Genomic DNA, 25,053 nt, shown 5'->3' with positions numbered 1-25,053 from the left:
ATTTACGTCTTGATCCATTAAAACTTTGCTAACTTTGCGGTTAAGCCAAAAAACAAAAAAGCCTTTCCGTTAAGAAAGGCTTCTTCCAATATTGCGGTCTGGACGGGACTCGAACCCGCGACCCCATGCGTGACAGGCATGTATTCTAACCAACTGAACTACCAAACCAACTGCGTTATTGTGAGTGCAAAAATACAATAGAACTTTGATTCTGCAAGGGTTTTTGCGAATAAAAATTGAGATTTTTTTAATTCACTAAATTCCAATCTTTTACCCCGAGGCTTCGAAACCAAATTCCAATAGAATACGCAGACCTTTGTCAAAGTCCGAAACTTTGACAAAGGTTTTTCGTACATAAATATACATTTTCTTGTCAAACATAGCCCGTGGTTTCAACCACGGGGTCACAATCATTAGGGCACAATCATGATCACAATCCGTATCCCCGTGGTTGAAACCACGGGCTATGTTTAAAAAATCCAATTCAATAAATCATTAGAAGTGCAAAGTCCGCAAAGCTTTAAAAAAACTTTGCGGACTTTGCGTAAATCTTAGCGCTCTTTGCTGTTAAATCAAAAGTGTTATAAATCAAAAAAGCCATCCACAAAAGTGGAAAGCTTTTCATTGGTCTAACTACTAAACCAGCTACGAGTTACAAAGTCGTAGCAAACAACACAACTAATCTTAGATACCGTTTTTGGGCAAAAAAGCCTTTCTTAAAAGAAAGGCTTTCCCCAATATTGCGGTCTGGACGGGACTCGAACCCGCGACCCCATGCGTGACAGGCATGTATTCTAACCAACTGAACTACCAAACCTCTGCGTTATTGCGGTTGCAAAGATAGTACAGAATTTCATTTCTGCAAGTGTTTTGCTAAAAAAAATTAAATATATTTTTAAATTCTTAGCCAAAGTTTTGTTTTTCAACCAAATATGTAGTCAGGATTTTTTCAAAATTATCACCAACATTGACCGGAACGTACTTAATTTGATTCTTCGCACAAGTTAAAGCCAGGTTTTTAAAGTAGGCTTCTGCCCTTTTTTCATATTCCATTTTCACATTATCAGCAAAAATCGATACTTCCTCACCTGATTCTAAGTCAATAAACTTCCTTGGTGTGTTATCAAAATCGAATTTCAGCTCCGTTTCATGATCAACGACGTGAAACAAAACTACTTTATGTTTGTTGTGTTTTAAATGTTGCAAGGCATTAAAAAGCTTTTCATCGTCTTCTGACTGAAACATATCCGTAAACAGAATAATCATCGAACGGCGGTGCATTTTTTCTGCAATTTGGTGTAAATATGTAATCGTGTCCGTGCTTTTTTTGATTTTGGGCTGTTCTAATAATTGCTCTAATTTATTAAGCAACATTCTATGGTGACGATCACTTCCTTTTTCGGGAGCGTAATATTCGTAGCTGTCTGAGAAAACACTTAAGCCAACAGCGTCGCGTTGTTTCTTTAAAATATTCATCAATACGGCCGATGCCAAAACCGCAAAACCAATCTTCTTTTCATAAAAAGGCTGATTCGATTTTAATTCCGGATAATGCATCGACGACGAATTATCGACAATAAGATGACAGCGTAAATTAGTTTCTTCCTCGTAGCGTTTTGTGTACAAACGATCGGTTTTGGCAAATAATTTCCAATCGATATGTTTGGTACTTTCTCCTGCGTTATACACTTTATGCTCAGCAAATTCAGCCGAAAATCCATGAAACGGACTCTTGTGCATTCCGGATATAAAACCTTCTACCACCTGATTCGCCAGCATTTCAAGATGCTGAAAACTGGAGACTTTCTCTATTTCCGATTCAATTTTCATTCGGTTTCTTTTTTAATATTTTGGGCACGGTACAAACCGTCTGTCGCCTGCAATAATTTTCGTTTTAATATCGGACTAAAATTAGGGTTTTCTTTTAAGAAACGCTGCACTTCATCAAAAGCATATTTCGACGAATATTTCCCAATCGTATTATTCAGCCAGTCTTTCGGAAAGAAAATATCTCCGGTGCGCTGAATTTCTTCTGTCAAATCTAATGAAAAACGAATATACTTTTGTGCACTTTCCTGACGCAGCGGATGATGAATGTTCGCCAAACCAATCGAAACCCAGGATTCTTTTTCTCTGTTTTTATCGTCTTTTAAGGATTCCATAAAAGCACCACGAACCGATTCGTCTTTCGACAACGAAGGAAGCAAAAACTCAAATCGCTTTTGTTTGTCGGGATTGGTGATGGTTGTTCTTGTTTTATTCAGAATTTCATCTGCTTTTTCGTGTTTGAAAATCGCCAGATTCATCGCGATATTGGTGTAATCGTCTTCGTTTAATTTCAAATTCGGAATCACTTTTTCTTTGTTCCAAATCTTATATAATTTGGCTTTCGCCGAATCTGAATACGCAATGGAACTAAATAAATTGAATAACGTCTTTTTGATGTTACTTGTCAAATTCGTTTGCAATCTTTCGTATAAAATAACTTCAAGTTGTGGCTGAACTTTATGCTGCTGTTGCTCTGTAAGGAATTTCCAAAAAATCGAATTCAGATTATTGGAAGCAATTCTTAAAACCAATTCATTTTCTTCGGTTTGAATTCCTTTCAAAAAACAATCAAAAGCTTTGATCGGCGCAATGTTTCCAATTAAAGTATTTTCATAAAGATTACTGTAAGATGAAGCACGTGCTACCTCATCTTTCAAAGTGGAAATAGCATCTAAATGATTCCCGTCAAGCGGAAAAACACCGTATCCAAAACCATTATAATTGTAAACAACCAGTATCGGTTTCTCAAGTCCGATAGCCTCTTTTAATACTAGGCTTTTATCTGTAATATTTGCCGTTAAAACCTTCACATCATTGGCATAAACCAATCCAATCTGAAAAACCTGAGGCCAGACATTTCCTGATTTGTCTTCTGCTTTTTGCTCAATTTCAAACTTCTTGATTCGGCCTTGATTATCGTATTCTATTTTATCTGTAAAAATAGCCCTGCCCGATTTATTCACCCAAACCTTGCTCCACTTTTGCATGTCCAGCGGCGTTTCAGCATCCAGAATTTCAACCAGATTATTCCAGTCAGCATTGTCGTTGGCGTATTTTTTAATGTATTTTTCGATACCTTTTTGAAAAGCTTCTTTTCCCATCGAAGCTTCCAACTGACGCATCATAATCGGCGCTTTGTTGTAAATAATAGCACCGTAAAGCGAACCAGCATCTTTCAGATTGGCCAAATGTTGTTTAATTGGATGTGTACCCAACGAACGATCTTCCGCGTAAGCGTTACTATAATGTGCACTAAAAAACTGCAAATTATGATTCACTTTCGGGAAAATTGGATTCATGATTTTGTCTGCCATGAAATTGGCAAATACCTCTTTCATCCAGACATCATCAAACCATTTCATCGTCACCAAATCACCAAACCACATATGCGAAGTTTCATGCGCGATAAGTTTTGCACGGTCTAGTTTCTCGCTGTCTGTAGCACTAAGATCTAAAAACAAAGTCGATTCCCTGTACTGAATAGCACCCACATGTTCCATTCCGCCATACTGAAAAACCGGAATCGAAGCAAAATCCAGCTTCTGAAAAGGGAATTTATAGTTGGTATATTTTTCTAAGAATTCTAAGGATTGTTGGTGTAATTTAAAAATGGTATCGGTACTGAATTTTAGCTTCTCCGGATTGTTTTCGCGATACAACATCGTCATTTCTAAATTGCCTGGTTTCTCTGTTGCACTTTTGAATTTTCCAGCCACAAAGGAGAATAAATACGTGCTCATTTTGTCTGATTCTCCAAAAGTATAGCCTGTAAAATCGCCTTTTTCTACCTTTTCTTTTACATCGGCTCCTGCCAAAACCGACCATTCTTTTGGAACCGTCAAACTTAGTTTATAAGTTGCTTTTATGTTTGGCTGATCGAAACACGGAAACAACGTACTCGCACGATCCGGAACTAATAAGGTATATAGAAAATCGTCATTTCGGTTTAAAGATAAATTACCTGCGATGAAAGAAATGGTGATCGTATTTTTTCCTGAAAGCAAACTTGAAGTCGGAATAACAATATGCCCTTTTTCGTGTACAATCGCGATATTTTTTCCGTTTGCTGAAATTGATTTTATGTTTTGAGATTTCTCCTTAAAATCCAAATACAAAGGCTGACTTAAATCGGACACAGTCAATTCTAAATTTAAATGGGAACTAATATCCTGGTCTTTCTGATTCGGAATCTCAAAAGACAATCCGTAAGAAACATTAGAGATTTGCTGTTTACGAAAAATAGCCATTTGCTCTGAAACGCCATTTTCTAAAACAAGATTTTCTTTTTGTTTGGATTGCGAAAAACCAATGGTAATGAAAGTAAAAAAACAAAGAAAGCTGTAGTGGATTTTCATTTTAAGAAATATAAGATTCGTTAAAAATAAAAAAAAGGATTGGTTTTGGACGATTATTCCATTTGTTGTTTAAAAAAAATAGCCACGAATTCACGAATTTTATATTAATTAATTTTAAAATAATTCGTGAATTCGTGGCGAAAAAAAATTGAACACCCTAAATACTAAAAAAAAGGTCTGACGATTGCCAGACCTTTTCACAAACTTACTAATTCAAGCTATCCAAAAACAAATTACTCAGTTTGTTGAAATTTAAAACTTATGTCTCCTGCATAATAAGTATAACGTGCATTGGTTGGAAAAATAGTTTCTGAAGCAGTACTCGATACGTACGCATAACCTGTGATGGTAATAGTTCCGGCTACGATTGGGTAAGTTGTAGCAGATCCGTCCGTTTTGGTTCTGTTGATCCAGTCGTCGCTATTTACCGATAAAAAATATTCTTTGTCTTTTGTAAGCACAATTGGCAAAAGCGTTTTTTCAAAAGCCATATTCGCTACAGAAACATTCATTGTTTCCGATTTTATAACTGTTTTGGTTGCTACATCCCACAACGTAATTCGTAAAGCAGTGTTTACATCTGGAATTTTGGCAAAAAAGGAAGTGATTTTGCCTGTTACGGTTGGCTTAAAACTGAAACCATATTCGTAAATTCCTGCGTTTTTTTGATCTACAGCTTTTTGGCTAAATCCTGATGTAGCCATATATAAATCTAGCGGGTTTTCAGCAGTATACGTAACCGGATCTGGTTTGTCATCATCACTGCTACACGAAAGGGTTAAAAGTCCGACGGATAAAATAGTAAAAATGGTTTTTAAAGTTTTCATAATAATATATTTGAATGTTATTATCTGGTTTAATTTTTCTTTCGAAACTTAGGGTTGAATATTAAAATGCGCGCAAACTTCTTCGTAGCTCATTTTAGCATAATCCAATTTTGCTGTTTTTGCTGTAGCAGCTGCCACGCCTCCCGGAATCAAAACATAACGCCATGATAATGAAGTCGGAAGATTTACAGTTCCTCCGCCGTCATGTCTGAATCGGAATAATTTGATTTTTTTCGCAGTAGAAATTGCCGTAATGGTATTTACAAATCCACCAGCTGTTGATGTGTAAGGCAGTGTGAATGTACCTGACCCAAAAGATACATAGACCAGGATAGTTCCTTTGGCAAGAATATCTTCTGATAATTCTGGTGCATTAATCGTAGTAGACATTCCTGAAGTACCGTCTACTGTTTCTGCAACTGCTGTAGGAGCTGTTAGCCATGCGCTATAAATTACATTTGCTGTTCCTGTTGCTCCCGGCGCTCCTTGTTGTCCGTCAACTCCGTTGGTTCCGTCAACTCCATCATCACTACTGCATGAAGCGGTGAAAACTACAATAGAAAAAAGGGTCAAAATGGTTTTTAAAATTTTCATAATAATTTAGTTTAAAAATTTATTAAATGGTTCTTATTTAATTCAATAGCATTATTTTTGTAAAAGTCAAAAGCTTCTTTTTTTCTGCTGATGAAGTATTACAAGACAAATTTGCAGGATTAAAATCAGGCCAAAAACCACTAATAGACAGACGACATTTTAAATAGACAGACGACACAAAAACCAAATAAATGATCAAAAAATACACTTGTATTATTATTGATGACGACGAAATTGACAGGCTGACGGTAGTATCGTTTGCCAAAAAATTTCCTGTTCTGGATATTTTGAGTGTTTTTGAATCGGCTGAAGAAGCACTTCCTTTTATTGAGACCACAGATATTGATATCTTGTTTCTCGATATTGATATGCCCGGTTTAAGCGGAATTGAGTTCAGAAAAAAAGCGTTGGAAATTCCGGTTTGTATTTTTATAACCGCACACCCGGAACATGCTGTTGAAAGTTTTGAAATCGAAACACTAGACTTTATCGTAAAACCTTTAAAACTAGATCGTTTTAACCAAACCGTAAGCCGAATTGAAGAGTTTATGGAAGTGAAACTCAAAGCTTCTCTTTTTGAAGCAAGCATTGGCGGCGATACCATTTATATTAAGGAAGGTCACGAACAAACAAAAGTCAAACTTCACGAAATTTTATATCTGGAGGCTTTAAAAGATTACACTTTGATTATTACCAATAAAAAGAGGCATTGTGTTTTGTCGAGTATAGGAAATTTGTTGAAAGAAGATCATTTTCAGTCCTTCATCAGAATTCATAGAAGTTTTGCGGTTCAGAAACAGTTTATCCAAAAAGTAAATTCTTCCGAAATTATTTTAAACAACGACATTGCTATTCCGGTTGGAAGAAGTTATAAAGAGAACCTAAACTTTATTTCATGAAAAAACGGGGATTCTTGCTATTGCTTTTTATAACAGCTACTGCTTTTGCTCAGCAGGAACCCAATTTGGCACGATATAAAACAGAAAACGAAAAGCTAAAAGCATGGCTTACCTACACTAATAAATTTTTAGATGCTGAAAATTATCCACAATTAATTATCGCAGCACAAAAAGGAATTGAGCTTTCTAAAAATAATCTCGCTTACAAATCACGATTCTATTTCTTGAAAGGAAATGCCTACGAATTCAACAACAACCAGACTAAAAAGGCCATGCTTAATTATGAAATAGCACTGCAATATGCTAAAAAAGCCCGGCATCTTAAAAACGAAACGTCTACGTTGATGCGTTTGAGTTATATGTATTATGCGCTTAACGAAACTGAAAAAAGGAAACAATTAGTAGCGTACATGAAGCAGGTTTTAGACACTACAAAAAACATCAATACTAAATCTGTTCTTAACGGAAGCCTTGGCGAATATTATCTGGACAATGCTGAGTATGAAACTTTTATCGGCTATCAGCTCAAAGCGATTAATTACAAAAAACTACTCAAAAAAAGCGTAGCAAATAGTGAGACAATTGGTGTATCGTACAGTCAGATTGCCGCGGCATATTCCAAAATGAAGCAATTTAACAAAGCGATTGAATATTTAAATTACGCACAGCCGTACATTAAAACTTCGCCTTATATCTGCGCTTTTTCCTGTAATTATTATCTGCAGTGTTTTGTTCCGATGAAAAAGTTCGACAGCATTCAAAAGTATTATAAACTCATTTATACGTATCCAACTGTCAAAGATTCCCTGTTTCTGAATCTGAGTTTTGCCAACCGAAGCCTTTCTGAATATTACGTAAACGAACGCCAGAATAATGCTGCTTATTATTATGCTAAAAAAGCAGTTTTGCTCGGACAAAAAGCCAACGACGAAGATATTATTATGGAAGCCAACACAATTATGGGAAGGGTTTTATATGAAAAAGGAGACTATAAAAAAGCAATCGAAATCCTGACTTTGGCCTCCAAAAATGCTTATACGTATGACAAAGAATCGTATGTCAGCATCAATAAAAAATTAGCTCAGAGTTATGCAGCGTTAGGGCTTTGGAAAGAAGCCTACAAATACAACGAGATTTACAGTCAGGCCAGTGACGAAATGATGCTCGAGTCGGCAAAGCAAAATATTGCCAACGCCGAAGCCCGTTTTCAAAACAAAGCAAAAGGTCAGGAAATTAAAAATCTTTCGGCCCAAAATACGATCAAAAATATCCAAATTTCAGAAGCTAAAAAGCAGCGTGTTTTTCTAATTTCAGGATTGGCTTTGGTTGGCATTATTCTACTTTTATTATTTAAGCAAAGCCAAAACAGAAAAAGAACCAATCAAAAATTACAGCTTTTGAATGCCCAATTAGACGAAGCCAACAAGACGAAGGCAAGGTTTTTTGGTATTTTAAACCACGATTTAAGAAGTCCGGTTTCGAACTTAATTCACTTTTTGCATCTTCAAAAAGAAAGTCCGGAGCTCATTGACGAAGCAACCGCTTTGCGAATGCAAACAAAAGTAATTACCGGAGCCGAAAATTTATTATCATCAATGGAAGATATTTTATTGTGGAGCAAAGGCCAAATGGAAAACTTTAAACCTCAGTTTCATCCATTTCCAGTTTCCGGTTTATTTGAAGAAACTAAAAAACATTTTTCTAGTGTTGAAAACATAGAAATTTCCTTCGAAGATCCGGAAAACCTCATCTTAAATACGGATGAAAATTACCTCAAAACCATCCTCCGAAACCTAACCGGAAACGCCATAAAAGCACTCGACAAAACGTCAAACGGAAAAATAATCTGGAAAGCCTGGCAAGAAAACAATCAAACCTTTCTCTCCATAACCGACAACGGCCCAGGCGGAACTCAGGAAAAATTCAAAGCCCTGTACGACGACTCAGAAGTAATCGGAATCAAATCAGGATTAGGTTTGCATTTAATCCGTGATCTCGCAACAGCAATTAGCGCTAAAATCGAAGTCGTTTCAAAACCTGATTCCGGAACAACTTTTACTATTATATTTTTTCACGCAGATTTAAAAAGGATTTAAGCAGATTTGCGCAGATTATTTATTTACTAGGAAAGTTTAAAAAAGATTTAAATACATGCTTTTAAATAAATCTGCAGAATCTGCTAAAATCTGCAGAATCTGCGTGAAACAAAATCTTTTTATCCCGATAGCTATCGGGAGTGGCAAAAAGCCCAATAAAAAAGGCTTGACTTTCGCCAAACCTTTTTTATATCAATTATAATCTTACGATTACAACAAAGCGTCTAAACTATCTGCGTAAGTTTGTTTCGGAGCAACTCCTACTTGTTTACCTACAACTTCACCGTTATGAAAAACCAAAACGGTTGGTATGTTACGCACACCATATTTTGCAGCGAATTCCTGGTTAGCATCCACATCCACTTTACCAACAACAACTTTACCTGCGTATTCGTCGCTTAATTGGTCAATGATTGGTCCAACCATTCTACAAGGACCGCACCATGCTGCCCAAAAATCTACCATTACTGGTTTATCTGACTTTAAAACTACTTCGTCAAAAGTAGCATCTGTTATTGCTAATGCCATAATATCTTAGGTTTAAATTACGTCTGAATTATTAATCTTCAAACTAGAGTACAAATTTAAAAATTAAATACGAATGAAACACCATTCCCAAATTAGTTTTGATTATAAATGCATTGTCAATAGTTATATAATTTTCATGTCCGTTATTCACAAGCCTTTGCATCTTAATAAATTGAAAACCAAAATATTAAAATCACATTATTTTTTATCTTATCTTTAATGATTAAGAAAATTCGTCCAGATGACAGCAACTTTACATAAAATAAAACTTTTTTTGCAATCGGCTCGTTTTAAAAAATACGCCAAACGTTTTGGCTTTTTTGTTTTGGGACTTGTCGCATTAGTGCTAATTGCCGGTGCCGGACTATCGATTTATTTCAATCGAAACAAAACCGAGATCATGGCCAAAATCAATACTAAAATCAACGATAATATAAACGGCGATTTTCATATTGGCGATTTTCAATATAAATTTTTAACCGGTTTGCCAAATTTTACTGTGGCCCTAAAAGATGTCGAACTGAAAGACAAACAATGGAAAACCCACAAACATACGTTACTAAAAACCAAAGAAATAGAAGTCCGTTTAAACGTTTGGAGTTTACTGCAAAAGGAAATCAACATCCATAAAATCCTGATCAACGACGCCCAGATTTATCTTTATAAAGCCGAAAATGGCTATTCTAACTCGGATATTTTTAAGCCAAAAAAGAAAAAAACACCCGAAACCCAATCGGACAGCGAAACGACTATTAATCAAGTCGACCTCAACAATGTTCATTTTATTCTGGACAACCGCATTGGTCACAAATTATTCGATTTTGATGTCGCCAGTTTAAAATCGAAAGTACATTACGACGGAGACGACTGGAAAACGGATGTTTTTCTGGATACTCAAATTGGCAGTTTGGCCTTCAATACCGTTCACGGAAGTTTCGCCAAACAGAAACGTCTCAAAGGCACTTTTGCCGTTACCTATTCGGCTGAAAGAGAAAAAATAGATGTAAAAACAGAGGGTCTAAAAATTGGATCCGATTCTTTTGATATCGTTGCTTTTTTCAATTTAGCCAAAGGCAGCGCGCTGTTCGGCATCAACATTAGCACTACGATTTTATGGCAAAATGCTTCCAATTTATTATCGGCAAACATCAGTTCTAAGCTGAACCATTTTAATCTGAAAAAAGAAATTAATGTGAATTGCGATATCAAAGGCGATTTTAATGCCGAAGGTGATCCGCGAATTGTGGTTCAGGCCGAAGTGCATAACAACGAATTGAGTATTCCCGATGGCTTATTGACTGATTGTAATTTCAAAGGCATTTTTACCAATAATTTCAAACCAAAAGAAGGTTTTAGCGATGCCAATTCGGCTGTAATTCTAACCCGTTTTTCTGCAAAATACAGAAATGTTCCGCTTAAAATTGCGCAATTATCCATCAACAATCTCGAAAAACCATTGGCAACCGGAATCGTGAATTCTGATTTTGACCTTCCGGTTATGAACGAAGAAGATACCGAAAAATGGATTCATTTTACCGAAGGTCACGCCACGCTCAACCTTAAATTTCAGTTTGACATTGTCAATTTATACATTACCAAACCGCGTTTTATTGGAAACGTAGACGTTAAAAATGTCTCCTTCCATTTTATTCCGAAAAACATTAATGCCGAAAAAATAAACGTACAGCTACAATTTACGCAAGAGGCTTTGATCATTAATAAAATTGCGTACAAACATAAAAACAACACCATTTTTATAGACGGAAAAATCAATAATTTCCTGAATCTGTATTACGATGCTCCCGAGAAAATGGTCGTAAACTGGAATATCTATTGCCCAAGTATCGATGTTAAACAATTTCTGGGTGTTTTGGCCACTTCACAAAAAAGGAAAGTGACTGCCAAAAAACCTTCTATGTCGAATCAGTTGCGCAACGCGATCGAAAAATGCATTGTTGACATTAACCTTAAAGCCGATAAAATCACTTACAATAAATTGACCGCAACCAATACGAAAGCGGTGATTCAGATGATCGATTCGCGATTGGTGATCAAAAACGGTTCGCTGCAAACGTGTGGCGGAAGTATTAATTTTAGTACGACGCTTTCTCCAAATGGTAAAAATTACAATTTCGCTTCCAACGCACAGGTCAATCAGGTTGATATAACGCAGTTTTTAAAATCGTTTAACAACTTTGGAATCAAATCATTTACGCCCAATAATATTCGCGGACAGCTCACCAGCAACACCGATATGACCGGAATGATCCATAACGGCGAATTGGTTCCGAATTCGACACACGGAAGCCTGAATTTCAAGGTCACTCACGGCGCTTTAATAAACTTTGAGCCAATCGTTAAAATCGGCAAATTTGCATTTCCGTTTCGCGATGTAAAAAACATTACTTTCAGCGATTTATCCGGCAATTGCAAACTGCGCGGCGAACTGGTCGACGTCAATAAACTCACCATAAGTTCCAGCGTTCTCAACCTCGATGCCGAAGGTGTATATTCCTTTGGCCGCGGCACCAATATGGCGCTCACCATCCCACTCCGAAACTCTAAAGACGACGCCAAACTCGCCACCAAAGCCGAACGCGATGCCGTTCGCGATCGCGGAATTGTCCTGCATTTACTTGCTGTTGATGATGGTGGGAAAATGAAAATTAAGTGGGGAAAGAAGGATAAGGGGAAGAATAAAAAGGAGAAATAACCTCGTTCATTATTGCATAGAAGGCACAGTTTGTCACTCTGAGCGTCCCGATCCCGAAGGTTCGGGACGGGAGAAGAGTCACACAAGAAACTCGACAAAGTTGCCACAATCTTGTCATCCTGACGAAGGTAGGATCACACTAGAAACTCGACAAAGATTGGCACTAAAGCCTAAAAATAAAGCAGTACAACGCAATCTTGTCATTCCGAGGAACGAGACTCGAGCGATAGCGACTGGCGAAGCAAATCCCCGCAAGAAACTCGACAAAGATTGACACAGAACACAAGAAATAAAGAATTGGAACTTAAATTTTGGAATTTCTTTTTTATTAGGAGCTATTTCCTGCTATCCACTTGTATCTTTTTAGGCAGATCATTTACGGCAAACGAGAAGTTTCATATTGCCTAAAAAGGATACCGCTTCTATCAGGGCTAGGGGTCTTGGTTTCATAAGAAGGTTAATTCTTATCATAAGAAACAAAACATATTTAATTATGATTACCTTTCATAATTATTAAAAAATATTATTACCTCGTACAAACATCACAATATTAAAATGTCGCAAATTATAAATGTCACATGTGCAATTATCTTAAAAGATGAGAAAGTATTAGTTGCTCAAAGAAATGAAAAAATGAAATTACCTTTAAAATGGGAATTTCCGGGTGGCAAATTAGAAATTAATGAAGATGAAATAGATTGTATTAAAAGAGAAATAAAAGAAGAAATAAACATAAACATTGAAGTTTTAAAAAGGCTCTCAAATAATATTCACGATTATGGTGCTTTTAAAATCAATCTAATCCCTTTTTTAGCGCACTATCTTTCCGGTGAAATTAAATTAGCAGAACATAAAAATTACAGACTGCTAGAAAAATCCGAATTATTAAATCTTGATTGGGCTGAGGCAGATTTACCAATCGTTGAAGAATTTTTAAAACTTGAAATATGAACCAAGGATTATATGAAGAATTAGTTACTAAACTAATAAACTACAAAATAAACGAACTAGATAAAGAAACATTTCAAGTAAAAAAAACTCCAATAGATAAAGCAGAAGCAGCTCAGATTTTATCCCAACATATTGGCAATACTATAAAACATGCTTTCACATTAATTAAAGGTGAAGATGCGATTGAGACACAAATTGAAATTGCAAATAAGATTATTCTATTTCTAAAAGAAGAACTTAAAAAAGAAGAATTCGAAGGTGATTTGATTGAAACAGAAGGAAAAATTCTAAAAGCTGTTTTTACAAAAATAGACTCACATTTCACGGATTTAGATTTGCATTTAAAAGAAATCACTCCTTACACTAGACTTATTCATAGTGAACTCTTTACAGGAGGTAATTCTGGAACTACGCTTGAAAGTGAATTGCGAAAAGAAATCTTATCATCTGATAAAATTGATTTATTGGTTTCGTTTATTAAATGGAAAGGAATCAGAATTCTTGAACGCGAATTGAGAGAATTTACAGAAAGAGGTGGGAAGTTAAGAGTAATTACGACTACTTATATCGGTGTAACGGACTCAAAAGCAATTGAATTCTTAGCGTCATTAAATAATACAGAAGTAAAGGTTTCATACAATACCGGAAATGAGCGTTTACATGCAAAAGCCTATTTATTTCAAAGAAATACAGGATTTCATACTGGCTATATTGGTTCTTCGAATTTTTCTCGTTCAGCTTTAACTGATGGACTAGAATGGAATTTAAAAGTGACCACCAAAGAAGTTGGACATATTATTGATAAATTCAAAAAAACATTTGAAGCCTATTGGCAAAATTCAGAATTTGAATTATATGATCAAAATATTCATTCTGTGAAATTAGTTGAAGCTCTTAAACAAGGGAGATTTTCAAAAGAATATACCTTTTCTACAACTTATTTTGACATCAAACCTTTTCATTATCAAAGTGAAATTCTTGAAAAATTAGAAGTTGAAAGAGTAGTTCATAATAGAAATAGAAACCTTTTAGTTGCTGCTACAGGAACAGGGAAAACTGTTATTTCTGCATTTGATTACAAAAATTTTAAAAACAATAACAAATCATCCAAATTGCTTTTTGTTGCTCATAGAAAAGAAATTTTACAACAAGCAAAAGCAACTTTTCAAGGTATTTTAAAAGATAATAATTTTGGGGATTTATGGGTCGATGGGATCGAACCAAATTCTAATGAATATGTTTTTGCTTCTGTTCAAACTTTAAATAATAGACTTAAAGAAATTAAACTTTCGCCTGAATATTATGATTTTATTATTGTTGATGAAGTACATCATATTTCTGCCGCAACATATCGACCAATAATAAATTATTTCAAACCAAAAGTACTTTTAGGACTGACTGCAACTCCTGAAAGAACGGATAATGCAGATATATTGGCGGATTTCTGTAATCGTATCGCAGCTGAAATTAGATTGCCTGAGGCGTTAAATAAAAAATTATTATGCCCTTTTCAGTATTTTGGAATTACTGACAGTATTGATTTAACTAATGTAAAGTGGGAAAAAGGCAAATATGCAGCAAGCGAATTAACAAGTTTGTATACCAAAAACAATGTTCGAGTCGGGGAAATAATCTCTAACCTGAATAAATATACAAATGATATAAATGATGTACGTGCTATTGGTTTTTGCGTAACAATTGAGCATGCCATTTTTATGGCCGAAAAATTCAATTTAGCAGGTTTAAAAGCAGAATATTTAACTGCCCAAAACTCCAATAATCGTGATAGAATTAGAGAGCAATTCAAGAAAAAAGAATTTAATTACTTGTTTGTAGTTGATATTTTTAATGAAGGTGTAGATATTCCTGAAATTGATACCGTTTTGTTTTTAAGGCCGACGGAAAGTTTGACAGTTTTTCTTCAACAGTTAGGCCGAGGTTTACGTTTGGCAGAAGGAAAAGATTGTTTGACAGTTTTAGATTTTGTTGGAAACTCAAGACCCGAATATGATTTTGAAAATAAATTTAGAGCCTTAATAGGTAAAACAACAACATCAGTTCAAAAAGAAATTGAAGATGACTTTCCACATTTACCTTTAGGTTGTTCTGTTGTTTTGGAGAAAAAAGTAAAAGAAACAATTCTTGAAAACATAAAAAAGGCAACATCTTTAAATGTAAATCAATTAATAACTAAAATCACAAATTTTCAACATCAAACTGATTTGCCATTAACGTTAAACAATTTTATTGATTTATATCACATTCCTATTGAAACGATTTATAAAAAAGATAGCTGGTCTAGATTACTACAACGAGCAGGAGTAATTAAAGATTTTGAAAACACCAATGAAAAACAAATACTTTCTGCTATCAGTAAAAAATGGTTATCTACCAATTCTACTAGTTATTTCAATTTCATTTTAATGATTGCCAAAAAGAGTTTCAACATTCGAATTGCCGATTTTGACGAAAATCAAAAAAACATGTTGCTAATGCTACATTATGATGTCTGGCAAAGCGCTGGTGGGTTCGATTCTTTGGAAAAAAGTATAATTCAAATAGGAAAGAACAAAACTCTTGTCAATGAGATTATAGAAGTTTTAGAGATATTGATTGATAAAATTGGTTTTAAAGAAATTGACATTCAGTTGCCTTATGACCAACCATTAAAATTACATGCTCGTTATACAAGAGATCAAATATTAGTTGCGTTCGGTCTAAGTACATTTGATAAAAAATCATCTAATAGAGAAGGTGCCGCCGAAAACAAAAATTTAAATACTGAAATACTTTTTATCAATTTAATTAAATCTGAAGAGGATTTTTCTCCTACAACTATGTATGAGGACTATGCAATAAATGAGACATTATTTCATTGGCAGTCACATAATGCCTATGGACCGGAAACTGACAAAGGAGTTTCATACATAAAACACCTTGAAAGAAATAAAAAAATATTACTTTTTGTCAGAGAAAAAGGTAAAGATGAAAATGGAAACACACTTGGATATATTTTTATTGGAGAAGGCATTTTTAAAGAGACTGAAGGCTCAAAACCAATGAATATTAAGTGGGAGTTAAACGAGCCAATACCTAATTATCTTTGGACTGAGTCTGCAAAAATGTCGATAGGTTAATATAAAAAATATGATAAAATATTCAATCTTAGAAATCCCAACTGTACTAAATCCACCTATAAAACTTCTAGATATTATTTACAATTGTCCTGTTTGTGATTATGAAATTGAAATAGATATGGATGTAGATGATAATAGCTCTATTAAGTGTGATTGCTGTGATCACATAATTAAATTTAGAATTAAGAAAATCTGAATCGGAATAATCAACTTTTCCTTTTTTGTGTGCTCTTGATTGTCGAGTTACTTGCGGGGATTCCTCGTGCCTCGGAATGACAAACTAGGCGTTGAAATTTCCCAATATATTTTCATAATGTTTCCTTAACTCACTTGGCTTTTCATCTTAAAAAAGATAGCTTTGAGAAACAATCATTAAATATAAACCATATGAAAATTCAAATCAATACCGACAAAAACATAGAAGGACACGAAAGATTAGAAGCTTATTTTTCTGGAGAATTAGAAAAAGGGCTTACCCGTTTTGAAGAAAAAATTACCCGCGTTGAAGTTCATTTTGGTGATGAAAACGGCGAGAAATTCAGTTTAAATGATAAGAAGTGTGTAATCGAAGTCCGCACAGCAAAATTACAACCCATAACCGTTACAGAACACTCAGATACACTTGAAAAAGCTTTTAGTGGCGCTTTGGCAAAAGCCAAAAAAACATTGACGACTACTTTCGAAAAACAAAAAAGTTTTTAATAACAAACGTTTTTTCCACCATATAAGTGATTATAAGTTCATTTAATAACTGTACGCTTATTTTTTATTAGATATAATAAAAGCACATATTAGGTTGCTTATAGGTGGTAATTCTCACGCTTTTCTACCATATAAGTGATTATAAGTTCACTTAGGTATGCGCATAAATATCTCTCGCAAAGTCGCGAAGTCGCAAAGTTTATTTTTCTTTACGACTTCGCGACTTTGTGTGAAATTTAAGTTCAACACTTATTAAATTCAACACTTATATGAGCTTCTATTAAAAAATAAGCGCGAAGTAAACACCCCCAAATTAAATGAACTTATAATCACTTATATGGTGGAAAAATAGCGCAAAGTAAACACTCCAATTAAAATGAACTTATAATCACTTATATGGTGGAAAAATAGCGCAAAGTAAACACTCCAATTAAAATGAACTTATAATCACTTATATGGTGGAAAAATTTAGGATTTCGGTAAAGGCTGACCTACTGCAATATCGCAACGGTGTCCGGGTTGTCCGTGAGCCGGATTCATTCCTTCGGCAACTGTGGGTGCTTCGGTACTTAATAAAGCCGGAACTGCATTTTGAGTTCCCGCTGGTGGTGTAACGGTAAAGGTTTTTGAGGTACTACTTCCGCCTTGTGCTGGTGTTGCCGCAACTGCATTTGCAACAGGCGAATTTAAAGGCGCTCCAACCGGAATATCACATCTGTGTCCTGGCTGGCCGTGCGACGGATTCATTCCTTTCGCTACTTTTACCGGAGCTGCAACAGTGGTAGTAACAATATTTTTCTGATTCGGATTTACTTGTACGGTTTGTGTTTGCTGTACAGGCTGTCCTTGCGCGGGAGCCGAATTCAACGGCGCTCCAACTGCAATATCACAACGGTGTCCTGGCTGTCCGTGTGCCGGATTTAATCCTTTTGTTTCACCCAATACGGTATTCGGATTGGTCTGTGGCTGTGGTGCCTCCACTACCGACTTGACTTTGGCCGTATCTTTCATCAATCCCAATTTAACTAATTCAGAAGTGGGCGTACTTTCCTGAGGTTCTAATTCCTTTTTGCAAGACACAAAAAACAAGGAACTAATAACAATCGAACTGATAAATATTTTCGGATTCATGATGTGGTATTTTAAAGCATCCAAATATACTCTTTTTTTAAAATTACACCATATAAGTTATATAAGTTCATATTAAGTTTTACCGTGATTTACTTTGTCATTTAATCGCGCAAAGGCGCAGTCCCGAGGCTTCGGGAGCAAAGTTTTGTTTCACGCAGATTTTAAAAAGATTTAAGCAGATCTGCGCAGATCATTTATAAATTAAATCTGTGTGAATCTTTTAATCTGTGGCTAAAAATAAAACTTTGCCGCTCCGCTTTCGATAGTTATCGGGACCAGTGTTTTTGTTTCACGCAGATTTTAAAAAGATTTAAGCAGATCGGCGCAGATTATTTATAGATTAGGCTTAGATAAAATCATTAAAAATCTGCCTAAATCTGCAAAATCTGCGTGAAATAACCTTTTTAATCTGTGGCTAAATAAAACTTTTACAACTCTGCTCTCGATAGCTACCGAGAGCAAAGTTTTGTTTCACGCAGATTTTAAAAAGATTTAAGCAGATCGGCGCAGATTATTTATAGATTAGGCTTAGATAAAATCATTAAAAATCTGCCTAAATCTGCAAAATCTGCGTGAAATAACCTTTTTAATCTGTGGCTAAATAAAACTTTTACAACTCTGCTCTCGATAGCTACCGGGAGCAAAGTTTTGTTTCACGCAGATTTTAAAAAGATTTAAGCAGATCTGCGCAGATTATTTATAGATTAAGCTTAAATAAAATCATTAAAAATCTGCCTAAATCTGCAAAATCTGCGTGAAACTTTTATCATTTAGTAATTGATTCTTATCTTTAACTCAAATAACCAAACCCATGAAAAAATCAATTATCCTTTTATTGTTTGTGACCGTTTTTGCCAATGCGCAAAATTCGGAAAAAGAAAAAATCAACAAAACTCTCGATGCCTGGCACAAAGCCGCCGCCGATGCGAAATTTGAAGACTATTTTAATGCAATGACGGAAGATGCGATTTTTATTGGGACAGATGCTACAGAAAATTGGGTTAAACCAGACTTCCAAACTTGGGCCCAGCCTTTTTTTAAAAGTGGAAAAACATGGAATTTTACGTCTCTGGAACGTCATATCTTTTTTGATAAAACCGGAAAGGTTGCCTGGTTTGACGAATTGCTAAATACGCAAATGAAAATTTGTCGCGGTTCCGGCGTTTTGGTGAAAGTAGGTAAAGAATGGAAAATTCAGCAGTACGTTTTATCAATGACCGTTCCGAATGACGAAGTTAGTGCTGCGATTAAAATAAAAGCACCAATCGAAGACGCTTTGATCGAGAAGCTCAAGAAAAAATAAAACTTTTTCTAAGTTTCTTCTTATAATCCTAACTTTTCTAGGACTTTACAAAAAATATTGGCAAATTAATTATAATACAATTGACAATATTAGACTGAATTTATAACCTTAAAATAACATTGTCTTAAAAAAACGGTTCAAATTTTACAAAATTGACTAAAATAAAAACCAAACCTCTATTTTTATAGCCCTAAAAATCAAAATCTTTATTTTTTTTTAACTTTGACCCCAAAAAAAATAGGGTTCAATAAAGTATTTGAAAAATGAAAATAGAAAGACGCTGGATCATTTCCTTTATTATTATAAGTTTAGTTTGTATTACGGGCGCATTTTGGCCAACAGTTACCCAAAATAATTACGTACTATCCGAATTTGGCACCACAGATCAAATTGTTCCTGCCGATGTTGCCTGGATGTTAACTTCTTGCTGTCTGGTTTTAATCATGACACCGGGATTGTCTTTTTTCTATGGCGGAATGGTAGGTAAGAAAAATGTGATTTCGACCATGTTACAAAGTTTTATCTGTTTGGGCGTTGTAACGCTTTTATGGGTTGTCGTTGGTTTTAGTTTGGCTTTTGGAGATCCTGTTGGTTTTGGATCCGGAAAACACTTTTACAGCTTCTTCGGAAATCCGACCACTTTTGCCTTCATGGATTACGTTACTATTTTACCCCATAAAAAATTAGCGAGCACGATTCCGTTTATGCTTTTTGCTTTGTTCCAAATGAAATTTGCGATCATCGCTCCGGCCATTATTACCGGTTCGTTTGCAGAGCGCGTTCGTTTTATTTCTTATTTAATTTTCATCAGTTTATTTACGATTTTCATATATGCTCCTTTGTGTCATGCCGTTTGGTATCCAACAGGAGTTTTAGGAAGTTATTTTGGCGTTAAAGATTTCGCCGGAGGAACAGTTGTACACATGAGTTCAGGATTTGCCGCTTTGGCCGGAGTTCTGGTTTTAGGCAAAAGAAAAAACAGCGATCATATTCCAACTAATATTCCGTTTGTATTATTAGGAACCGGAATGCTTTGGTTTGGCTGGTTCGGATTCAACGCAGGTTCAGCGCTTGCAGCGAACGGAACTGCTGCAATGGCTTTTGCAACGACAACAACTTCATCGGCAGCAGCCATGTTAACCTGGGTTTTCTTCGATAGAATGAACGGCAGAAAAGTTTCGGCTTTAGGCGCTTGTATTGGAGCCGTTGTTGGTTTGGTAGCGATTACGCCGGCAGCAGGATTTGTATCAGTTCCGGAAAGTATGTTTTTCGGATTTGTAACGGCTTTGGTTTCCAATTCAGTTGTAAATTGTCGTTTCTCAAAAAGATTTGATGATACGCTTGACGTTTTTGCCTGTCACGGTGTTGGTGGAATTATGGGAATGATTCTGACTGCTATTTTTGCTCACGGTGAAGATGCGAGTTTGTTACACGGAGGCTGGAATGTTTTCGGACATCATATGATGGCGTTGGTATTGGTTTCTATTTTTACTTTCTTCGGAGCTTATTTCTTATTCAAAGTAACCAACTTTATTATTCCGCTAAGAGTTTCAGAAGAATCCGAGCACATCGGATTGGATTTATCACAACATGATGAAACACTTGATCCAAAATCAAAACCAATTACCGAACCACATTACGGGTGATATTAAAAAGTTCACCACAAATTACACAAATTCCCAATAATTAGTGGATTGACTTAAATCTGTGCTAATCTTTTTACATTGTTCTCTCGCAGATTTAGCAGATCTGGCAGATAAAAAATAATTTACATTTAATTAATCCGCTGAATCTGCTAAATCTGCGAGAGAATATTTTTTATCATACAAACAGAAAATCACATCAATTAATATATAGTCCCTACGGAACAATGTTTGGCGTGGCGACTATTTTTCTACCAACATGTAATCTCTACGAGATATACTCCTTTAGGAGTTAAATGTTGGTAGAAAAATAAATACGACCACAATTAATGTCCCGTAGGGACTACACCAGCTTACAAAATCTGAGTTTTAAAAATCTTTTTAATCTGTGATCCCGATAGCTATCGGGAGTGGTAAAAAAACAAATCCAATATATATAATCTAGTTTTTAAACCAATCTGCCTGATTCATTCGTTTATATTCCTTAATTTTGCTGAAAATTTTTGTAAAAGTGGGAAGTAAAAATAAACTAAAAAGATTCAGGGAAAACGAAACATTTCAAAACGTTTTTCAACCAACCAGAGAAGAAGTTGTAGGCGATTTAATGCCTTTAAAAGGAAAATGGAACTCTGATTTCTTTAAAAATGACAATCCATTAGTTTTAGAATTAGGATGTGGAAAAGGAGAATATTCTGTTGGATTAGCAGAAAGATATCCGGACAAAAATTTTATCGGAATTGATATTAAAGGGGCTCGTTTCTGGAGAGGTGCTAAAACCGCTGTTGAAACCGGATTGTATAATGTTGCTTTTATTCGAACTCAAATCGAATTAATTGATCATATCTTTAATGAAAATGAAGTGGATGAAATCTGGATTACTTTTCCGGATCCGCAAATCAAATACAAAAGAACAAAACACAGAATGACGAATTCTGAGTTTTTGAAATTGTACAAAAAAATCCTTAAAAAAGACGGTGTCGTAAACCTTAAAACAGACAGCGAATTTATGCACGGTTATACGCTTGGATTGCTTCACGGCGAAGGACATGAAGTTTTATATGCGAATCATAATGTGTATACTAACGAAGGAAGTCCGGAAGAAGTTACTGCTTTTCAGACCTTTTATGAAAAACAATATTTAGAAATTAACAAGGCAATTACGTATATTCGTTTTAAAATTAAAGACTAATTTAATTTTAAAAACAGATTTTACTAACCCATCACACAACTGAATGGTCTTAATTACTCCATTACTTTCAGGTTTTATTGCCGCTTTCATTGGGATTATTCCGCCTGGTTTAATCAACATGACGGCCGCAAAAGTAAACTTAAAAGAAGGCAGAAAAAATGCTTTATGGTTTGTTTTGGGAGCGCTTGTCGTGATTTTTTTTCAGGTTTATGTAGCGCTTTTATTTGCACATGTAATCGATAATCGTCCGGATGTTGTGACCTTATTGCGCGAGGTTGGATTTGTTATTTTTTCGATTCTAACGATTTATTTTCTGTTTATCGCCAAAGGACCGAAAACCAAAAAGAAATCAAAGATCAAAAAGAGCAGTAAAAAAAGTCGTTTCTTTTTAGGAATGTTACTTTCGGGATTGAACTTTTTCCCGATTCCGTATTACGTTTTGGTGAGCGTTACTTTGGCATCTTACCATCTTTTTGTGTTTGAAAGCAATATCATTTTTACTTTTGTAATGGGTTCTGTATTGGGTTCATTTGCTGCTTTATACAGTTATATTGGCTTCTTCGGAAAAATAGAAAAGAAAACCGATTATGTGATGCGCAACATGAATACCATTATTGGAAGCATTACGGGTTTAGTTGCCGTAGTTACTCTTTTTAATATTTTGAATTACTATTTCGGGTAAAGATTAGCTTGCCACAGATTAAGGGATTCGCTCTTTGTGGTAAAAAAATATTTCACGCAGATTTTGCAGATTTAAGCAGATTTAAAGGGATATTTTTGACTAAACTAATGTTTCTATTTGATAAAATATTCAACTTATTAAGGATTAAAAAGATTTATATTTGATCTGCTTAAATCTGCTCAAATCTGCGTGAAACCAATTCTAAAACCCATGGCTGAAGATAATTTTTTTGAAAGAGTTTATGCGATTGCCAGACAAATTCCGTACGGGAAAGTAACTTCTTATGGCGCTATTGCAAAAGCTTTAGGAACCGCTCGCTCCGCCCGAATGGTCGGCTGGGCAATGAATGCCTGCCATAATATGGATGATGTTCCCGCACATCGTGTTGTCAATAGAAAAGGCCTTTTAACCGGAAAACATCATTTTGACGGAACAAATTTAATGCAGCAACTTCTCGAAAACGAAGGCATTGAAGTCGTGGACAATCAAATTATCGATTTTGAAAAACACTTTTGGACGCCTGATGTTTCCACCATATAAGTGATATAAGTTCATTTTTAAGGTTTTACTTCACTTTTTCATTTAATCTCGCAAAGGCGCGAAGGCGCAAAGTTTTTATTTACTCCTACAGATGAAAAGATTATTTCACGCAGATTTTTAAAAGATTTAAGCAGATGTACGCAGATTGTTTATATAGTAAATCTGCTTAAATCTGCAGAATCTGCGTGAAACAAAAACTTTGCGACTCTGCGTCTTTGCGAGAGATTTATCCGCAATCCATAATGAACTTATATCACTTATATGGTGGGAAAAAATCAAATCAAGCAAATAACAAAACTCGTTTTATCCTCATCTGTTTGATAACTCAAATAACCGCCATGGGCTTCGATGATATTTTTAGAAAGTGTTAACCCAATTCCGGCGCCGTCTTTTCTTGTAGTAAAAAACGGTAGAAAAACTTTGTCTCTGATTTCAGAATCGATTCCTTTTCCGTTATCCGAAATCGTGATGAAAAAACGATTGTTTTCGGTATAACCTGACAGAAACATTTTCTTTTCGCTCTTCTCTTTTAAAGCATAAATACTATTCGTAATCAAATTGATAACGACTTGCTCCATCTGATTTTTGTCAATTAAAATGGAACGTGAACTATTAATATCATTGATCAATTCAATATTCTCCGCTTTTAAAATCGGATTCATGATTCGGAGGCAATCATCGAAAAGCGCGTTGATTGGCGTCATCACTTTTGTTGGCGTCGGAAGCATTGCAAGCTTTCTGTAATTCTCCACAAAAACCTGTAAGTGATCACTCCTGTTTATGATTGTTGAAATACTGCTTTTGATGTCTTCAAAATCATCTTCTTCGAGTTTTTCCTGATCGACAATTTGGAGTAAATTCTGCGAAAGCGCACGAATGGGCGTTAGGGAATTCATTAACTCGTGCGAGATAATCTTCATCAAATTAATCCAGGCTTCTTTTTCTTTTTTCTCAATCACACACTGAATACTGTCTAATAAAATGATGAAATATTCTTTATCATAGGTTTTAGTCAGTGATGTTTGGAGCATAAAAGTCTGCAGATCCTGCTCTTCAATTTTTATTGAAATAGCCGACTTTAGCTCAGCAAAATCAGACTTTTCAATTTCATTACAAAGCGAAGGCAAATAGTTTTTTAAGTAACTCCAATGACTGACTTTTGGTACTTTGAATAAATTAGAAAAGCAATCGTTCATCAAAAAGATATTCCACTCGTCATTCTCCTTTTCTAAAATTAAAGTTCCCGTGTCAATACTATTTAAGATCGATTGATAGACCAGTTCTTTTGAAGTTTGTTCCTGCTGCTGGATTTTTAAAGCATCATATAAAAGATATAAATTTTTGAAATTCTCTTTTTTATTTTCTTCGGGAAAATTAGTTGAAAAGTCTTTTTGAAGCATGGAAAGCAATGTTCTGTCATAAAACAACAATTGGTTTTTGACGAAAAAATACATTTCGAACAACATTACAACAGCAAAGAGTCCAAACAATATAGCATTGTAATAAAACATTTTATAGATCAGAAAAACGCAAAAGAAAAAGAGCGTCATGACAAACAAGACTCTCACAAATAAGGCGTTATAAAACTTCCAATTTTTCATATTTTATATTTTTGTTGCCATAGATTGCAGGATTATAATGATTTTTGTTTCACGCAGATTTTGCAGATTTAAGCAGATAAAATTAGATTAAAATCAATCTATCCCTTAGTATTT

18 protein-coding genes and 2 tRNA genes are annotated in these 25,053 nt (G+C 35.0%); 11 read left to right on the top strand and 9 right to left on the bottom strand.

Annotated elements, in window-relative coordinates; all coding sequences use genetic code 11:
• Window positions 1–94 precede the first annotated feature (94 nt).
• From B0A65_RS14815 to B0A65_RS14785, 6 genes are all read right to left on the bottom strand, one after another.
• Window positions 95–168 (bottom strand) — tRNA-Asp (locus B0A65_RS14815).
• A 575-nt stretch (window positions 169–743) separates the two neighbouring features.
• Window positions 744–817, bottom strand: a tRNA-Asp gene (locus tag B0A65_RS14805).
• Window positions 818–903: 86 nt separating this feature from the next.
• Window positions 904–1,830, bottom strand: coding sequence for a DUF58 domain-containing protein (locus B0A65_RS14800; protein WP_074662801.1), 927 nt, complete (start codon window positions 1,828–1,830; stop codon window positions 904–906).
• The gene (locus B0A65_RS14795) at window positions 1,827–4,403 is read right to left on the bottom strand and encodes a M1 family aminopeptidase (RefSeq protein WP_074662798.1); all 2,577 of its coding nucleotides are present in this window, start codon (window positions 4,401–4,403) and stop codon (window positions 1,827–1,829) included. The genes B0A65_RS14800 and B0A65_RS14795 overlap by 4 nt, the downstream gene beginning before the upstream one ends.
• A gap of 233 nt (window positions 4,404–4,636) precedes the next feature.
• Window positions 4,637–5,230, bottom strand: a complete 594-nt coding sequence (locus B0A65_RS14790; RefSeq protein WP_074662796.1) for a DUF4082 domain-containing protein — start codon at window positions 5,228–5,230, stop codon at window positions 4,637–4,639.
• A 48-nt stretch (window positions 5,231–5,278) separates the two neighbouring features.
• On the bottom strand, window positions 5,279–5,824 hold the full coding sequence (locus tag B0A65_RS14785) for a hypothetical protein (RefSeq protein WP_074662793.1): 546 nt from the start codon (window positions 5,822–5,824) through the stop codon (window positions 5,279–5,281).
• A gap of 191 nt (window positions 5,825–6,015) precedes the next feature.
• On the opposite strand from B0A65_RS14785, the gene B0A65_RS14780 reads away from it, so the two are divergent.
• A complete protein-coding gene (locus B0A65_RS14780) occupies window positions 6,016–6,723 on the top strand; it encodes a LytR/AlgR family response regulator transcription factor (protein WP_074662790.1) in 708 nt (235 codons plus the stop codon).
• Window positions 6,720–8,819: a tetratricopeptide repeat-containing sensor histidine kinase gene (locus B0A65_RS14775; protein ID WP_074662786.1), complete on the top strand. Its 2,100-nt coding sequence runs from the start codon at window positions 6,720–6,722 to the stop codon at window positions 8,817–8,819. Before B0A65_RS14780 ends, B0A65_RS14775 begins: the two co-directional genes overlap by 4 nt.
• A 210-nt stretch (window positions 8,820–9,029) precedes the next feature.
• On the opposite strand, the gene trxA is transcribed toward B0A65_RS14775, so the two are convergent.
• Complete coding sequence (gene trxA, locus B0A65_RS14770; protein WP_012023423.1) at window positions 9,030–9,347, bottom strand: thioredoxin; 318 nt, start codon at window positions 9,345–9,347, stop codon at window positions 9,030–9,032.
• A 241-nt stretch (window positions 9,348–9,588) separates the two neighbouring features.
• On the opposite strand from trxA, the gene B0A65_RS14765 reads away from it, so the two are divergent.
• From B0A65_RS14765 to B0A65_RS14745, 4 genes are all read left to right on the top strand, one after another.
• Entirely contained in the window at window positions 9,589–12,060 is a 2,472-nt protein-coding gene (locus B0A65_RS14765; protein ID WP_074662782.1) for an AsmA family protein, read from the top strand.
• A 555-nt stretch (window positions 12,061–12,615) separates the two neighbouring features.
• Window positions 12,616–13,011: a (deoxy)nucleoside triphosphate pyrophosphohydrolase gene (locus B0A65_RS14760; RefSeq protein WP_317044614.1), complete on the top strand. Its 396-nt coding sequence runs from the start codon at window positions 12,616–12,618 to the stop codon at window positions 13,009–13,011.
• Complete coding sequence (locus B0A65_RS14755; protein ID WP_074662779.1) at window positions 13,008–16,148, top strand: DEAD/DEAH box helicase; 3,141 nt, start codon at window positions 13,008–13,010, stop codon at window positions 16,146–16,148. Before B0A65_RS14760 ends, B0A65_RS14755 begins: the two co-directional genes overlap by 4 nt.
• 387 nt (window positions 16,149–16,535) lie before the next feature.
• Window positions 16,536–16,850, top strand: coding sequence for an HPF/RaiA family ribosome-associated protein (locus B0A65_RS14745; RefSeq protein WP_072970278.1), 315 nt, complete (start codon window positions 16,536–16,538; stop codon window positions 16,848–16,850).
• Window positions 16,851–17,318: 468 nt separating this feature from the next.
• On the opposite strand, the gene B0A65_RS14740 is transcribed toward B0A65_RS14745, so the two are convergent.
• On the bottom strand, window positions 17,319–17,981 hold the full coding sequence (locus B0A65_RS14740) for a hypothetical protein (protein WP_074662775.1): 663 nt from the start codon (window positions 17,979–17,981) through the stop codon (window positions 17,319–17,321).
• 811 nt (window positions 17,982–18,792) lie between these two features.
• On the opposite strand from B0A65_RS14740, the gene B0A65_RS14735 reads away from it, so the two are divergent.
• The 5 genes from B0A65_RS14735 (at window position 18,793) to B0A65_RS14715 (ending at window position 23,338) form a co-directional block, all read left to right on the top strand.
• Window positions 18,793–19,284 (top strand): nuclear transport factor 2 family protein, encoded by a 492-nt coding sequence (locus tag B0A65_RS14735; protein WP_074662772.1) that lies wholly within the window; start codon window positions 18,793–18,795, stop codon window positions 19,282–19,284.
• Between the two features lie 263 nt (window positions 19,285–19,547).
• On the top strand, window positions 19,548–20,930 hold the full coding sequence (locus tag B0A65_RS14730; protein WP_074662769.1) for an ammonium transporter: 1,383 nt from the start codon (window positions 19,548–19,550) through the stop codon (window positions 20,928–20,930).
• A gap of 508 nt (window positions 20,931–21,438) precedes the next feature.
• The gene (gene trmB / locus B0A65_RS14725) at window positions 21,439–22,116 is read left to right on the top strand and encodes a tRNA (guanosine(46)-N7)-methyltransferase TrmB (RefSeq protein ID WP_074662845.1); all 678 of its coding nucleotides are present in this window, start codon (window positions 21,439–21,441) and stop codon (window positions 22,114–22,116) included.
• Between the two features lie 43 nt (window positions 22,117–22,159).
• On the top strand, window positions 22,160–22,798 hold the full coding sequence (locus tag B0A65_RS14720; RefSeq protein WP_074662766.1) for a LysE family transporter: 639 nt from the start codon (window positions 22,160–22,162) through the stop codon (window positions 22,796–22,798).
• Between the two features lie 210 nt (window positions 22,799–23,008).
• Window positions 23,009–23,338, top strand: a complete 330-nt coding sequence (locus tag B0A65_RS14715; RefSeq protein ID WP_074662763.1) for an MGMT family protein — start codon at window positions 23,009–23,011, stop codon at window positions 23,336–23,338.
• A gap of 275 nt (window positions 23,339–23,613) precedes the next feature.
• Here the strand turns inward: B0A65_RS14715 and B0A65_RS14710 are convergent, their stop codons facing one another.
• A complete protein-coding gene (locus B0A65_RS14710) occupies window positions 23,614–24,939 on the bottom strand; it encodes a sensor histidine kinase (protein WP_074662760.1) in 1,326 nt (441 codons plus the stop codon).
• Window positions 24,940–25,053 lie beyond the last annotated feature (114 nt).

It is taken from the genome of Flavobacterium frigidimaris (genome assembly GCF_002217275.1).
Classification (GTDB): domain Bacteria; phylum Bacteroidota; class Bacteroidia; order Flavobacteriales; family Flavobacteriaceae; genus Flavobacterium; species Flavobacterium aquidurense.
This window is presented reverse-complemented; position numbering and strand designations above follow the sequence as displayed.

Excerpts from the sequence above, each read along its gene's own strand:
- B0A65_RS14785 (WP_074662793.1), bottom strand. The coding sequence starts at position 5,824 with ATGAAAATTTTAAAAACCATTTTGACCCTTTTTTCTATTGTAGTTTTC.
- B0A65_RS14740 (WP_074662775.1), bottom strand. The coding sequence starts at position 17,981 with ATGAATCCGAAAATATTTATCAGTTCGATTGTTATTAGTTCCTTGTTT.
- B0A65_RS14775 (WP_074662786.1), top strand. The coding sequence starts at position 6,720 with ATGAAAAAACGGGGATTCTTGCTATTGCTTTTTATAACAGCTACTGCT.
- B0A65_RS14800 (WP_074662801.1), bottom strand. The coding sequence starts at position 1,830 with ATGAAAATTGAATCGGAAATAGAGAAAGTCTCCAGTTTTCAGCATCTT.
- B0A65_RS14765 (WP_074662782.1), top strand. The coding sequence starts at position 9,589 with ATGACAGCAACTTTACATAAAATAAAACTTTTTTTGCAATCGGCTCGT.
- B0A65_RS14795 (WP_074662798.1), bottom strand. The coding sequence starts at position 4,403 with ATGAAAATCCACTACAGCTTTCTTTGTTTTTTTACTTTCATTACCATT.
- B0A65_RS14715 (WP_074662763.1), top strand. The coding sequence starts at position 23,009 with ATGGCTGAAGATAATTTTTTTGAAAGAGTTTATGCGATTGCCAGACAA.
- B0A65_RS14760 (WP_317044614.1), top strand. The coding sequence starts at position 12,616 with ATGTCGCAAATTATAAATGTCACATGTGCAATTATCTTAAAAGATGAG.
- B0A65_RS14790 (WP_074662796.1), bottom strand. The coding sequence starts at position 5,230 with ATGAAAACTTTAAAAACCATTTTTACTATTTTATCCGTCGGACTTTTA.
- B0A65_RS14735 (WP_074662772.1), top strand. The coding sequence starts at position 18,793 with ATGAAAAAATCAATTATCCTTTTATTGTTTGTGACCGTTTTTGCCAAT.
- B0A65_RS14720 (WP_074662766.1), top strand. The coding sequence starts at position 22,160 with ATGGTCTTAATTACTCCATTACTTTCAGGTTTTATTGCCGCTTTCATT.
- B0A65_RS14755 (WP_074662779.1), top strand. The coding sequence starts at position 13,008 with ATGAACCAAGGATTATATGAAGAATTAGTTACTAAACTAATAAACTAC.
- B0A65_RS14710 (WP_074662760.1), bottom strand. The coding sequence starts at position 24,939 with ATGAAAAATTGGAAGTTTTATAACGCCTTATTTGTGAGAGTCTTGTTT.
- B0A65_RS14730 (WP_074662769.1), top strand. The coding sequence starts at position 19,548 with ATGAAAATAGAAAGACGCTGGATCATTTCCTTTATTATTATAAGTTTA.
- B0A65_RS14780 (WP_074662790.1), top strand. The coding sequence starts at position 6,016 with ATGATCAAAAAATACACTTGTATTATTATTGATGACGACGAAATTGAC.
- B0A65_RS14745 (WP_072970278.1), top strand. The coding sequence starts at position 16,536 with ATGAAAATTCAAATCAATACCGACAAAAACATAGAAGGACACGAAAGA.
- trxA (WP_012023423.1), bottom strand. The coding sequence starts at position 9,347 with ATGGCATTAGCAATAACAGATGCTACTTTTGACGAAGTAGTTTTAAAG.